Origin of the sequence: Chryseobacterium tructae, from assembly GCF_030409875.1 — a bacterium.
GTDB lineage: Bacteria > Bacteroidota > Bacteroidia > Flavobacteriales > Weeksellaceae > Chryseobacterium > Chryseobacterium tructae.
Genome location: NZ_JAUFQR010000001.1, coordinates 1210706 through 1223160, shown reverse-complemented (window position 1 = coordinate 1223160; position 12455 = coordinate 1210706). Strand labels below are relative to the sequence as shown.

Annotated in this window: 16 protein-coding genes; 11 read left to right on the top strand and 5 right to left on the bottom strand. The window is 34.5% G+C overall.

Going from position 1 to position 12455, the window contains the following annotated elements:
- Positions 1-15: 15 nt before the first annotated feature.
- Both QWZ06_RS05925 and QWZ06_RS05920 read left to right on the top strand, forming a co-directional pair.
- The gene (locus tag QWZ06_RS05925; protein WP_290296419.1) at positions 16-1137 is read left to right on the top strand and encodes a helix-turn-helix domain-containing protein; all 1122 of its coding nucleotides are present in this window, start codon (positions 16-18) and stop codon (positions 1135-1137) included.
- Positions 1134-2264: a tetratricopeptide repeat protein gene (locus tag QWZ06_RS05920; protein WP_290296417.1), complete on the top strand. Its 1131-nt coding sequence runs from the start codon at positions 1134-1136 to the stop codon at positions 2262-2264. The genes QWZ06_RS05925 and QWZ06_RS05920 overlap by 4 nt, the downstream gene beginning before the upstream one ends.
- Positions 2265-2322: 58 nt before the next feature.
- Here QWZ06_RS05920 and pafA read toward each other — a convergent pair whose 3' ends face one another.
- Complete coding sequence (gene pafA, locus QWZ06_RS05915) at positions 2323-3969, bottom strand: alkaline phosphatase PafA (RefSeq protein ID WP_290296415.1); 1647 nt, start codon at positions 3967-3969, stop codon at positions 2323-2325.
- 103 nt (positions 3970-4072) lie between these two features.
- Between pafA and QWZ06_RS05910 the strand changes: the two genes are divergently transcribed.
- The 3 genes from QWZ06_RS05910 to QWZ06_RS05900 are packed head-to-tail and all read left to right on the top strand — an operon-like array spanning position 4073 to position 5834.
- On the top strand, positions 4073-4858 hold the full coding sequence (locus QWZ06_RS05910) for a hypothetical protein (protein WP_290296414.1): 786 nt from the start codon (positions 4073-4075) through the stop codon (positions 4856-4858).
- A 34-nt stretch (positions 4859-4892) separates the two neighbouring features.
- On the top strand, positions 4893-5285 hold the full coding sequence (locus QWZ06_RS05905) for a VOC family protein (protein ID WP_290296412.1): 393 nt from the start codon (positions 4893-4895) through the stop codon (positions 5283-5285).
- A gap of 12 nt (positions 5286-5297) precedes the next feature.
- Entirely contained in the window at positions 5298-5834 is a 537-nt protein-coding gene (locus QWZ06_RS05900; RefSeq protein WP_290296410.1) for a GNAT family N-acetyltransferase, read from the top strand.
- An 87-nt stretch (positions 5835-5921) separates the two neighbouring features.
- On the opposite strand, the gene QWZ06_RS05895 is transcribed toward QWZ06_RS05900, so the two are convergent.
- Positions 5922-7262, bottom strand: a complete 1341-nt coding sequence (locus QWZ06_RS05895) for a M28 family metallopeptidase (protein WP_290296408.1) — start codon at positions 7260-7262, stop codon at positions 5922-5924.
- 162 nt (positions 7263-7424) lie between these two features.
- Here QWZ06_RS05895 and QWZ06_RS05890 point away from each other — a divergent pair, with 162 nt between their 5' ends.
- The 6 genes from QWZ06_RS05890 (at position 7425) to QWZ06_RS05865 (ending at position 10574) form a co-directional block, all read left to right on the top strand.
- Positions 7425-7673 carry a hypothetical protein gene (locus QWZ06_RS05890; protein WP_290296406.1) on the top strand — a complete coding sequence of 83 codons (249 nt, stop codon included), beginning with the start codon at positions 7425-7427 and terminating at the stop codon, positions 7671-7673.
- A 133-nt stretch (positions 7674-7806) separates the two neighbouring features.
- Positions 7807-8355, top strand: coding sequence for a hypothetical protein (locus QWZ06_RS05885; RefSeq protein ID WP_290296404.1), 549 nt, complete (start codon positions 7807-7809; stop codon positions 8353-8355).
- Between the two features lie 11 nt (positions 8356-8366).
- Positions 8367-8939: a Crp/Fnr family transcriptional regulator gene (locus QWZ06_RS05880; protein WP_290296402.1), complete on the top strand. Its 573-nt coding sequence runs from the start codon at positions 8367-8369 to the stop codon at positions 8937-8939.
- Between the two features lie 55 nt (positions 8940-8994).
- Entirely contained in the window at positions 8995-9549 is a 555-nt protein-coding gene (locus QWZ06_RS05875; RefSeq protein ID WP_290296401.1) for a putative glycolipid-binding domain-containing protein, read from the top strand.
- 26 nt (positions 9550-9575) lie between these two features.
- Positions 9576-9836 (top strand): hypothetical protein, encoded by a 261-nt coding sequence (locus QWZ06_RS05870; RefSeq protein WP_290296400.1) that lies wholly within the window; start codon positions 9576-9578, stop codon positions 9834-9836.
- Between the two features lie 15 nt (positions 9837-9851).
- Positions 9852-10574 (top strand): YwqG family protein, encoded by a 723-nt coding sequence (locus QWZ06_RS05865; RefSeq protein WP_290296399.1) that lies wholly within the window; start codon positions 9852-9854, stop codon positions 10572-10574.
- Here the strand turns inward: QWZ06_RS05865 and QWZ06_RS05860 are convergent.
- From QWZ06_RS05860 to QWZ06_RS05850, 3 genes are all read right to left on the bottom strand, one after another.
- Complete coding sequence (locus tag QWZ06_RS05860; protein ID WP_290296398.1) at positions 10568-10723, bottom strand: GNAT family N-acetyltransferase; 156 nt, start codon at positions 10721-10723, stop codon at positions 10568-10570. The two genes, QWZ06_RS05865 and QWZ06_RS05860, sit on opposite strands and share 7 nt — an antisense overlap.
- A 117-nt stretch (positions 10724-10840) precedes the next feature.
- Positions 10841-11767, bottom strand: a complete 927-nt coding sequence (locus QWZ06_RS05855; RefSeq protein WP_290296397.1) for a malate dehydrogenase — start codon at positions 11765-11767, stop codon at positions 10841-10843.
- 118 nt (positions 11768-11885) lie between these two features.
- The gene (locus QWZ06_RS05850; RefSeq protein WP_290296395.1) at positions 11886-12437 is read right to left on the bottom strand and encodes a biliverdin-producing heme oxygenase; all 552 of its coding nucleotides are present in this window, start codon (positions 12435-12437) and stop codon (positions 11886-11888) included.
- Positions 12438-12455 lie beyond the last annotated feature (18 nt).

Sequence of the window (12455 nt, the reverse complement as noted above, 5' to 3'; positions counted from 1 at the left end):
GCGAAACTATATCAATTGCAAGCTCTGAACCTAGGAATCAACAGAGATTACCCGAATGCATTAAAAAACCTTGACAAAAGTGACCAATACATTGATCCTTATAATGAAGAGAATAAAATTATAAAAACAGAAAACAGAATTTTTCGTTCTTCTTATTTAATGAAGCAAAATAAGCTGGCTGAGTATAGAAAACTCATAGAAAGCATTATTTCTGATCTTGAAAAACAACAAAATCAGCCATTTTTACTCGGATTGGCTTATGAAAACCTATCTCGGTATTATTTTTTGATACAAGACTATAAAACCTCCGTTCAGAAACTAGAATTGGGATTGGCTTTGATTGAAAACCTTCCTTTCAATAATTTAAAAATTAAATTCTACGAATCATTATCCAGAACCTATTTTGCTCTTCATGATGATAGCAAGTACCATCAATACAACAAATATTATAATGATTTAAAAATCAAAACAAATTCCAGCACCAGAGAAGGGATACGCTATATTGTAAAATTGGTAGAAACCAATCAAAATAAAAATATTGAATTTCAAAAACAAACCTACTTACAATCTTTCTGGATCTCCACTCTCATCTTAGCTCTGATCGTTATTGGTTCATTGATCTATTTCCTCATTATTAACAACAAAAATAAAGACTTAAAAAAGCAATTTGCCTTTTTTGAAAAACAAAATAGCCGACAACAGCAGGCAGTACCTTCCGCTTCTGCACTAGCAAAAAAAATATCTGATGGAGAGAAAAGCTCTCATAAAATCTCTAAAGAAAAAGAAGAAGAAATTCTTCAAAAACTTGAACAATTTGAACAATCTGATCGGTACCTGAATAAAAGTATGTCACTTTCTATGCTCTCCTCTCAGCTGGAAGTTAACCCCAAATACCTTTCGGAAGTGATTAATAATAACAAGGAAAAAAACTTTAATGGTTATATCAACAAATTAAGGATCAATCATATGGCTCAGCTTTTAAAAAGCGACTCTACGTTTCTCAATTATAAAGTGAGCTATCTGGCTGAATATTCTGGTTTTTCTTCCCATAGTGCATTTACAACCGTTTTTAAATCCGTAACCGGAATGTCACCTAATATTTATATTCAGGAAATCAGTAAAAGTAAAATGTCATGAAATTAAAATTGAAAATATTCTCCTGTATTCTTTTATCCATTATTTTTATAACTGGTCAAAAAACTTCGGATACTGCCCTGATGAAAAAAGCCAAACAGGAAATCTATGATAATCCTGATAAAGCGATTCAGATTGGAGAACAATTATTAAAGAAAAGTAATGATATTAAAACTTCGATTGAGCTTTATATGCTTCTTTCTACTGCCAATGTTGCGAAAAGAAATTTTGATGAGTCTTTGAAATACATTTTAAAAGCAAAAGAACTTTCACAAAAAATCAATGATCCCAAAAGTCAGGTAAGCGTTCTTATTTCTGTTGCTATACAATATCAACAAATGGAATTGTTCAGCAAAAGCCTTGAAACACTGAATGAAGCAGATCAGTATTTAGCCCAAATCCCTGAAAATACTCCTGCAAGGTATGTAGAAACCGCAACAAGCAATGCCATCAGGGGAATGATCTATAAAGGTCAGTCTAATTCCGAAATTGCCCTTGAAAAATTTTTAATTTCGATAGAAAATTTTGAAAAAGTACCCTCTAAGAAAACAACTTATTCCAATATGAGTGTAGTGTATTACAATATTGGATATTGTTATCTTAATCTAAATGAGATCAACAAAGCAGAACAGGCATTTTTGCAATCCCGGAATTATGCTCAAAGAAATCATGCCAAGAGTCTGGAAGCATTTGCTTTAAAAGGAATGTCTGAACTACACAAACAAAAACACGAAAACCAAACGGCATTGGATCTTTTAACAGAAGCCGAGCATCTTAGTAAAAATACAGGAGACATCATTTTAAATGAAGGAATTTACAAAGAAATGGCAGATAACTATCTCGCCATAGGTCAACAGAATTTATATCAATTGTACAATAAGAAATACATGGAAATGAGTTTCAAAAGAAAACAAAATGAATTAACTTCTATCAACCAGGTTATTGACAATCACAATAAGGAAACTTCCATAAAAAGTAGAAAACTGAAGTCCCAGTATTATTATATGAAGATCATATCTTTTGCTATTGCCGGGATTCTTATTTCTCTTTTGTTCTATTTCATTTTAAAAATAAGAAAACAAAATAAGAAATTTCAAAAAGAAATCCAGCAGATCATAAGGGCTTCATAACTTGTATAAAACAAAAAAACATTCCGAATTGGAATGTTTTTTTTGTATGTTAATCATCTTATTTACCCATAACTTCAGTGATTGGATTTCCAACATTTCCACTTGGGAACTGAATTTTCAGTAATGAAGAAACAGTTGGAGCAATATCAGTCATATGATAAGGTTTATTGCTTTCTCCTTTCTGAACACCCCATCCCATAAAGATCAATGGAATGTGTGAATCGTAAGAGTTCCATACACTATGTGTAGTTCCTGTTTTAGAATATGGCGGAAGCATAGAGTCGTGAGAGATCAATTGAATATCCCCACTTCTCTGTCTGTTGATTCCGTTAATGATTCTTTGTTTGATTGGTTCTGGAATGCTGGATTCAGACACTCGGTCTACAGAAACAGCATATAAAACAGTAGGATCTTTTTCCAGTTCTTTCACAGCAAAGTTTCTTACATCATCCAATTCAAGTTTGCTGTCTGCCAATACTTTTCTGTCAAAATAAATCTGATAGTTATCGATTGCGTTAATCAATTTATCAGCACCAAATTTATCTTTTAGTTTCTGGTTAAGATTCTTTTCAGCACCTTCTCCAAAGAAACCTGTCGGGATTTTATGTTCTTTCAAGAATCCTACGGAATGTGCTCCACCATGGTCAGCAGAAAGGAAAACAGTGTACTGTCCTTTTCCAACTTTTGAATCCAGATAGTTGAAGAATTCTGCTAAATCCTGATCTAATCTGATGTAAACATCTTCTACTTCAATAGAGTTCGGCCCAAATTTATGTCCTGCATAATCTGTAGAAGCCAAATTGATTGCTAAAAAGTCTGTAATATTATCACCTCCCAATTTTTCACCTTCTACAGAAGCTTCTGCCAATTTCAGTGTCAGAGTATTTCCGAAAGGGGTATAACGGATGTTATCTCTTTTTGTCTGATAATCTTTTGCAAGATCATTGTATGGGAATGTAGGTGTTTTTGCACTTCCTAATAAACCTTCCCAAGGAGAATTGTCTGGTGCACTTTCTGTATACTGATTGATCGGAAGTAAGGTATTCCAACCATTTGCTACTAATTTTTCCGGTAAATTCTGAGAATTGAATGATTTTACCCATTGAGGAAGATCATTCATATACCATGTACTGGTAATAAAATTTCCGGTACTGTCATCAAACCAGAAAGCTCCGTTAGGGGTGTGACCTGCTGGAAGAATGGAAGCTCTGTCTTTCAGTGAAACTCCAACTACTTTCCCTTGGAAATTGGTTGCCAATCTTAACTCATCCGTTACTGTTGTTGACCAAAGGTTTTTTGGAGAATGACTTCCAGTCTTCGTGTTGGTTGTTCCTACCGGCTGAACACTCTCATCCGCTGTACAGTATACTCCTTTACCTGTTTCCTTATCTGTCCAGTCATTTCCGGCAATTCCGTGAATCGCAGGTACAGATCCTGTATAGATACAAGTATGTCCTAAAGCTGTAATGGTAGGTACATAAGGAATGTGTACGTTATTTAAAGAATATCCTGTATTCAAAAGTCTTTTGAAACCGTCATTTCCATATTTGTTGTAAAAACGGTATAAATAGTCCCAACGCATCTGATCTACAACAAGACCTACTACTAATTTGGGTCTCTCCAATTGAGAATTTTTGTTCTTCTGCGCATTGATTGTAACTACGGACAAAAAAGTAGCTGCCGCAATTGAAATGTTCCTAAGCATCCAAGTAAAATTTTATTGATCACAAATTTAGGGGTTTTGAATGTTTTAGAACATGAAATTTTATTTAAATTTGATCTTTATTCAATTCTCAACTCAATTTATCATGATTTTAGGAGTATACTGGTACTTTAAATTCCCTGAAGATCTCTATCATTTCAAGTTTTTTAAGTTTTTCGAGGGATATGGTGGTCATGCTGATAATGCGGCTGAATTGGCTGCAAAAGTTCAGGTTGAAAATACAGATGATTTTATCGGAAAGCTGGAGGATTTGAAAACCCGTTTTAAAGAAGCATTTTTGTTTCTTAATCTCAATGAAAACCAACTTTTCATCAATATTGGGAGTTATCAGCTTTTTGATTTTTATTTTCAATTCGCACTTGAAATAGAAACCTTGCTTATCCGTGAGAATGCTATATTGCTGGACTCTCATATTCCGTTTAAAACATTATCTACTAAAGCCTATCATAGTGAAATAGAAAATTTTGGTCATATTGAACATCGTTTTCTACAGATTGTGGGCTCAGATTTCAAAAAGAATAATGCTGAAAACCTTTCCATAAGAATTGACTGTAATCTTCCTTTAGCTGATAAACAATTTTTCATTAATGATTTGAGTGCGATCTGTAGAGAAGAAAACCTGAATGTATTTTATTACAAAAACCATGATTTCAAAAATCACTGTAATCTGATGCTTTTCTTCACGAATGGCCGTCAGAAGGCAGATTCTATTCAGATCGTTAATCTTAATTCATTTGGAAATAAAATAAGGCAGCTTGCTGAAAAATATCCATTTCATTTTGGTCATCTTGAAGGCTTAAAATACTATCCTCAAAGCAAGCCTCACATAGAGCTGATGGTAGATGAAGAATATATTATAAATCAAAAATAAGTTTAAATTAAATAACACTACTAAATCTGATAATATGATCAAGTTTAAATATGTCATTCTATATGTAGGAGATGTAGAATCATCCATGAATTTCTATCAAAATACTTTCGATGCTGAGATCAAATTCATTACTCCTGAAAAGGATTATGGAGAATTACTGACAGGAGAAACCACTCTATCTTTTGCTTCCATTGCTCTGGCAGGTTCTAATATTAAAAAGGGATTTCTGCTTTCAAAAACCGAAGCTCAACCTTTTGGAATTGAACTTGGGTTTGTAACTGATGATGTAGAAAGCCTGATTGAAAAAGCAATAAAAAACGGAGCTATTCTCTATGAAGATATTGCTGTAAAACCATGGGGACAAAAAACAGCCTATATCAAAGATCCTGATAATTACTTAGTGGAAATCTGTACAGAAATTCAATAAAAGCATTCTCTTATGGAAATAAAAAAACTAGAAAAGCTAACTTCCAATCCTAGCCTAAATTGGGGATATAATGGATATTCAACAAATATTATCTATTCTGTTTCCTCTATCGAATTAAGTGGTTCTTTTGAGTTTATTCTAAGAGAAAAAAAACTGTCCTATAACAAAGTCTGGACAACCGATGCAAATGACATAGAAGAACTCAATACCATCATTGAAAATAACCATTCTTTTGGAGCTTTTGCCGAGAATAAACTTCAAGGCTGGATCATCTGCGAACACAGAACCTGGAACAATAGCTTTTACATTGAAAACATTCTGATCAACGAAGAATACAGAAGACAGGGAATCGGCATCATGTTGATTAAAAATGCCATTAAAGAAGCCAGAAAGCTGAACTGTCGGGTGATTGAACTGGAAACCCAGAATACCAACTATCCCGCCATACAGTTTTACAGAAGAATGGGGTTTAACATGACCGGAATCAATACAAGATTGTATGACCAATCCGAAGAAATCGCTCTTTTTATGACATTGGATATTGAATAACCAAGATCTATTTTAGGTTTTGGCTAAAGCCAATGGATATCTATTATAAATAAGAAAAGCGGGCTAAAGCCCGCTTCTATTGATGTTTTATTTTATTTTTGGTAAAACAATCAGACTCTCATTCCCAGTTGCATTGACTGTCTGTACCGCAAAGAAATAATTATCTTTAGAATAAGGTAGCTTGATTGAGTTGTCTTTGGTAAATATTTTTTTCTGCCACATAGAGGCATCGGTCTCACGTATTAATACATAGTATCCCACTATTTCCCCTGATTTAGGCTTTTCCCAGGAAAGATCTGTAAAATTGGTAAGCTTATTGACTTCTATTTTTACATTTTCAGGTTGTGAAGGGGCTTTTGCAAGATTGGCTAAAACCGCAATATTTACGCCTACATTCTTTTTAAAATATTCAAAATCCATAAACTCAGGCAGATCTCCATACTGTACCCCATTTTCTTTTCTGATGTCCTGATGTTGATGATCGAAGTTTTCGTTAAATTCAGTCAGTCGTACAGCAGCAAACCCTTTTTCAACAAATGGAGTATGATCTCCACCTCTCAGAAACCGATCATTTCTATAGATCAGTTTGACCTGAAGATGATCAACATACCGTTCTCCTATTTCTTTAATATATCTTGCCAGCTGTCTTGATTCGCCATCATTTTCCAATCCGAACTTTCTGAGATCTGCCGCTTTCTTATCCAATTCGTAATAAGGCAAACCTTCGGAAAAAACTCTTAACTGATGGGTATTTATTACATGAGTATCACTACTGAGATTATTTGAAATCATATCATTATTCAACAATGCTTCCAATTGCCAACCTTCACTAACTGCTTTCTCAGCCAGCATTTTTGATCCTAATAATCCTTGTTCTTCACCTGAAAAAGCGACCAGTACAATACTTGCCGGAAATTTCGATTTACTCAATATTCTTGCGCTTTCTATAAGAGCAGCTACCCCACTTCCATCATCATTGGCTCCCGGAGCATTGTCTTTTATATTCATCACATCACTTACCCGCGAGTCCAGATGTCCGCTCATCATAAACAGCCTTTTATCATTAGGGTTTGTTCCACGGATAATGGCAATAACATTTCCTAAATCGGTAGGACGGTCAATTCTTTTCCCATCTGGCTGAAGCGTTTGATTTTGCATAAAAACTTCCATTCTTCCACCCGAGTTTTTCGCATAGGTATTGAATTTTTTCAACACCCATTTTCTTGCCGCTCCTATTCCTCTTTTCGGATCTGTGGTAGAACTCATCGTATGCCTCGTTCCAAAACCTATCAAAGAATTGATATGACTTTTGAGAGAATCCGTACTTACCTGTGAAACCTGATTCAGGATTTCGGGATCCTGATGAATCATTTGTTGAGCGCACAATACAACAGGAGTAAAAAACAAAGTGAAAAGTATTTTTTTCATAATGCGGGGATCAATTAATCTTTTGCAATTTATTTTTAATTAATAGAATAACAAACAAAGTTGGCCAATTTCATTCACATGCTCTTTAATTTAGAATTAAACACTTGCTGGTGTATTATTTTTTTTAGATATTAGTAATCAACAAATTAAACATCAGTTACTATGAAAAATTTAAAAAAATTAAAAAGAAGTCAATTGGTATTGATCAGTGGTGGTGACACCGCTTATGCAGTTTGTTTAGATGGATATTGCCCTCCTACTACCGGATCTTATTATTGTAGTGGCAACACTTGTTACAGATCTACTGGTGGTGGCAATCCTGGAGGAGGCCCCGGAGGCGGTGGTACACCTTGTCATGAACCCTTACGTTTTTGCCAGGATGGAGAAACCGGATGTGGATGCAGATATTAAAATTCACATTATTATATAAAATGAAGAGTGGTTTTTTACCGCTCTTTTATTTTTTTAAAAGTTAAACCAATAATCTCTTATTATAAATCTAATCCAATTTCGTTATTTTCGCAAAAAAATAACCTTACATCAGATGGATACTAAGAAGAATGTGTTGGAAAAGATGTCTGACCGAGAACTTGAACACTATATTAAGCCTGACAGTAAATTTGTTCCTCAAGCCATACAGCTTGCTTATGAAATTTTACAATCACGAGGGAGAACATTTACAAATGAAGAACAGGAACACATTAATTCTCTTCTTTCTACAGTTGAGGATAACGAAACCGTAATAATACATCCCAATCATACAACGGCATCCAATCTTATTTACCTGACCGGAGCTATAGGAATTGCCGGTTTAATCTGGACATCAGACCAATTAAATTCAGGTTTGGCAGTTTTTATTTCTATCGCAGTAATTGCTTTTGTTTTTGGAACGGGTTATATGATCGGAAAAGGAAATACAGCGGCTAAATATCTGTTTATCTTTCTTTTTGTGATTGGCATCCTTGGAATACCTGTAATAATAACTCATTTAAGTACTGATCCTGTTCTCGCAATTATTAATATTTTACAACTCATTTTTCAAACATGGGCTGTTGTACTCCTTTTACAAATTCCTAAAAATAAAAAAGTATAGCCAATACATCTATGGAAAACCTTCTGAAATACATTCGTTCTCTTACTCCATTTTCTGAGGAAAGTTGGACTTTACTGCAACCTGCTCTTTCAGAAAAAGTATATAAAAAAAATGGACTGCTGCTTCAGGAAGGCGAAGTTTGTAAATCGTTATTTTATATTAATAAAGGCTTTTGCAAAAGTTATTACGAAATAAATGCTGTTGTAAAAAACACCGAATTTTTCTTTGAAAATGAAATTGCAACCAATATCAGCAGCTTCGGAAGCGGAAAACCTTCCGAATTCAATATGGTTGCCTGTGAAGAGCTACACGTTATTGTTTTTGATAAGGAAAAATTGTTTAAAATTGCAGAGCAGTACATTGAAATAGAATCACTAGGACGTCACTGTATCCGACAGATTGCTTATAAACAGGAAGAATTTTCGAATCTGTTTAAACTATATTCAGCGCAGGAAAGACTGGAATATCTTGAAAATAAATATCCCGAAATGTTACAACGGATTCCTCTTACCCAACTAGCTTCATTCCTAGGAGTAGCCAGGGAAACATTAAGCCGAATCAGAAAACGAAGAATTTCCCAGTAAGAGAAATTTCTTCCCAATCCAATCTAAAAATTAATATCACACCAATCCAAACAAAATGAAAACATTGATCTGGCAAGGAATTGCTTTTCAATCTCTGGAATATTTCAAACTTACAGAAAATGATAAGAACTTTATCGTAGAATCAAAAATTATTGGCTCTTATGAAGCCAGAATGTATGCTGTAGATTATCATTTAACCATTGATCACAATTGGAACATCCAGGAATTTATCATCGATTCAGAAGTCAACACAGTTAAAAATAAATTAAAAGGTAAAAAAATCCAGGATGAATGGGTGATCAACAATAAAATTAATTCTGATTTTAAAGCATTCCCTTTTATTGATATTTCTTTGACTCCTTTCACCAATACGTTACCAATCAACAGCCTTAAGCTGAATGAAAATGACACTCAAGAAATCAAAGTCATTTATATTGATGTTTTGAATAATCTGGTAAAACCGGTTACTCAACAATATACGAGAATAGCACCTCATACTTATCATTATGACAATCTTCAGACTGATTTTAAATCTGATATTTTAGTTGATGACAGTGGTTTAGTAGTCAATTATCCCGGATTATTTGATAAAATTGCTGAACTTTCTTAAATTCAAGACTTTATAAAAAAAACACAATGACTATTGACGAAATAAAAGAAACTGCTATTGCTTGCGGAGTTCTAAACCAACAGGAACTGAATCATAAAATAAGAGCATTAAAAGACAGTGGAATTTCATATCTTGGATGTTTTGCGTTTACCCAGTACAATCAACAAGTCTCCACTTTAGAAGCCAAAAATCTAACACTAGAGCTTGATGCCTTTACAGATGAAGAAAAAGCTGAATATACAGGGCATTACAATTTGATGATGGAAGACTTTAAAGAAGAAGACTAAAAACCTTATAACAAAATGGATAAAAGAATTCAGGAAATTAAAGATAAAATAGAAAGACCTGCTACAGAATTTTTTACTGGTGGCTTCAGACCTCTGAACGTATTAGAAGAATCATGGATCGGACGGGTATTTGCCTATGCCGAAGATGAAGAGATTCCTTTGGATAAAAATGGAGATCCTATGATGCCGCTTATCCAGTTCTATCTTCCCAACCAGCCTTTTGTGCCGGAACTGATAAAGGATAAAAAATTAATTACCGTATTTATTTCTCAGGATTTTCCGAGAATGCTTGAAAAAATGGGTAACAATTGGGTCATCCGGGAATATGATGATTTGGAAAATATAGTCATCAAGGATTTGCAAAGTCCGGTTTCTTATTTAAAACCATTTCCCCTACGCTCCGAATTATATCCTAAAGATGCCCCTGTATGGGATGGTGGCGGAATTGAAGATATAGATTACAACTTAATCTCTGACATTGTTAAACTTGAAAGAGAAGGACATTTCAAAAGCTATTATAACATCATTAAGCACTGTTATAGTACTAAATTGGGCGGTTACCCATCATTCTGTCAGCCCGGCATTGGTTTCAAAGATGGTTTCGGAGAAGGTTTTGAATTTGTTTTTCAGGTGTCTTCAGATGGTAAAGCACATTTGAATGTGATTGACAGTGGAAGCTTTATGTTTGCTAAGAATAAGGAGACTGGGGAGTGGAGCTTGTACTATGATTTTTATTGATAACTCGAAAGATAAAAGCAGGAAGTCGCTATAGAATAACTCCAGCTTTGAAACTTATTGGCTTCAGCATCTGAACGATAATCAAAAATAGCCTGTTTATCTTCAATAGTTATATCGCGTAAAACTAATCTTTCTGTATTGAGCTGCATGGTTTTAATATCATTTCAAGCAAAAATATGATTATTCATCGAACTTTGATGAACTCCCTTAAAAAATAAAACCCCGCGCCCTTCGGGCGCGGGGTTTCCTATATAAAATTCAGTAAATTAGAATTTAAGATCTCCATTCACTTCTCTTACTGCATTAGCAGCTTCAGCGAATTTCAATTGCTCATCAGCAGTAAGGGTTACGTTTACGATTTTTTCTACACCGTTTTTCCCGATAATTGCAGGAACTCCTAGGCAGATATCGTTTTGTCCGTACTCACCTTCAAGCATTAAAGAACAAGGGATCATTTTCTTTTGATCACAAGCAATTGCCTGAACCATTACAGAAACAGCTGCACCTGGCGCATACCAAGCAGAAGTTCCCAATAATTTTGTAAGCGTAGCTCCACCAACTTTAGTTTCTTCGATGACATATTTTTGTTGATCTTCGCTTAAGAATTCAGTTACAGGAACCCCATTTCTTGTTGCTTTGCTCAATAATGGAAGCATACCTGTATCACTGTGAGCAGCGATTACCATACCGTCTACATCAGAAATTGGAGCTTCTAATGCTTCAGCCAATCTGTATTTGAATCTTGCAGAGTCTAATGCACCACCCATTCCGATGATTTTGTGCTTAGGAAGACCTGAAGTTTTGTGTACTAAATAAGCCATTGTATCCATTGGGTTAGAAACCACAATAATGATTACTTCAGGAGAGTGTTTTACTAAGTTTTCAGTAACTTCTTTCACGATACCAGCGTTGATACCGATCAACTCTTCTCTTGTCATTCCAGGTTTTCTTGGAATCCCTGAAGTGATTACTGCTACATGAGAACCTGCAGTTTTACTGTAATCTCCTGTTGTTCCGGTAATTTTTGTATCGAATCCGTTAAGCGACGCAGTTTGCATCAAATCCATTGCCTTACCTTCAGCAAAACCTTCTTTAATATCTACCAAAACTACTTCTGAACAGAAGTTCTTCATTGCGATGTATTCTGCACAGCTTGCTCCTACAGCGCCTGCACCTACTACAGTTACTTTCATATTGTTACTTTTTAATTATTTATTTGTTGAGTTACTATTTAACTTTGAAACTTCCCAAATTTAATAAATCCTGAAAAAATGTGCAATTTTTCCGAAATTTTATTAGAATTAAAAGGAATTAGTTGACGTTCAGTAAAAATGTATATAGTTTTTTAGCTCCAGAAAGCACTTCATCATACTTTTCCTCTGTCACTTCAGTATCCAGAACCTCCTTAAAGTTCTTCCACATTGATCCCGTATTCTCCTGATAACATCCAAAGAAGTTAAAAGTCACCGCATCAAAACCTTCGGTTTTAGAAAGCTGTTTAGCGATCACGTTTCCACCCAATGTAGAACCTTCTATCACGTACATTGCGCCTAAAGCTTCATGTTCATTTTCAAATTCCAGGGAGTGAGAGGCTGGCTGATTTTCAAGAGAAAGGCTTGCAAGATCCTTTTCAATAAGAGGAAGTTTCTTTCTATCTGCAAGCTGAAGTGTATCAGCATACTTGTCGGAAAGGCTGTTGAATATTTTATCTTCACTGTGAAGAAGCATCAGATAATTGGTATGGATGATCTTTTTATAATCTTCTAAAGTGAAGGTTTTATTAAAAATCTTTTCAGAATTAAAAAGTTTCTCGGCTGCATCGTGATAGTCTGCTGTATTTTGTTTAAGATATTCTGATACCATAATAACGTTTTAAAAGTT

Excerpts from the sequence above, each read along its gene's own strand:
- pafA (WP_290296415.1), bottom strand. The coding sequence starts at position 3,969 with ATGCTTAGGAACATTTCAATTGCGGCAGCTACTTTTTTGTCCGTAGTT.
- QWZ06_RS05895 (WP_290296408.1), bottom strand. The coding sequence starts at position 7,262 with ATGAAAAAAATACTTTTCACTTTGTTTTTTACTCCTGTTGTATTGTGC.
- QWZ06_RS05880 (WP_290296402.1), top strand. The coding sequence starts at position 8,367 with ATGGAAAACCTTCTGAAATACATTCGTTCTCTTACTCCATTTTCTGAG.
- QWZ06_RS05910 (WP_290296414.1), top strand. The coding sequence starts at position 4,073 with ATGATTTTAGGAGTATACTGGTACTTTAAATTCCCTGAAGATCTCTAT.
- QWZ06_RS05885 (WP_290296404.1), top strand. The coding sequence starts at position 7,807 with ATGGATACTAAGAAGAATGTGTTGGAAAAGATGTCTGACCGAGAACTT.
- QWZ06_RS05850 (WP_290296395.1), bottom strand. The coding sequence starts at position 12,437 with ATGGTATCAGAATATCTTAAACAAAATACAGCAGACTATCACGATGCA.
- QWZ06_RS05855 (WP_290296397.1), bottom strand. The coding sequence starts at position 11,767 with ATGAAAGTAACTGTAGTAGGTGCAGGCGCTGTAGGAGCAAGCTGTGCA.
- QWZ06_RS05870 (WP_290296400.1), top strand. The coding sequence starts at position 9,576 with ATGACTATTGACGAAATAAAAGAAACTGCTATTGCTTGCGGAGTTCTA.
- QWZ06_RS05875 (WP_290296401.1), top strand. The coding sequence starts at position 8,995 with ATGAAAACATTGATCTGGCAAGGAATTGCTTTTCAATCTCTGGAATAT.
- QWZ06_RS05900 (WP_290296410.1), top strand. The coding sequence starts at position 5,298 with ATGGAAATAAAAAAACTAGAAAAGCTAACTTCCAATCCTAGCCTAAAT.
- QWZ06_RS05905 (WP_290296412.1), top strand. The coding sequence starts at position 4,893 with ATGATCAAGTTTAAATATGTCATTCTATATGTAGGAGATGTAGAATCA.
- QWZ06_RS05890 (WP_290296406.1), top strand. The coding sequence starts at position 7,425 with ATGAAAAATTTAAAAAAATTAAAAAGAAGTCAATTGGTATTGATCAGT.
- QWZ06_RS05860 (WP_290296398.1), bottom strand. The coding sequence starts at position 10,723 with ATGCAGCTCAATACAGAAAGATTAGTTTTACGCGATATAACTATTGAA.
- QWZ06_RS05920 (WP_290296417.1), top strand. The coding sequence starts at position 1,134 with ATGAAATTAAAATTGAAAATATTCTCCTGTATTCTTTTATCCATTATT.
- QWZ06_RS05865 (WP_290296399.1), top strand. The coding sequence starts at position 9,852 with ATGGATAAAAGAATTCAGGAAATTAAAGATAAAATAGAAAGACCTGCT.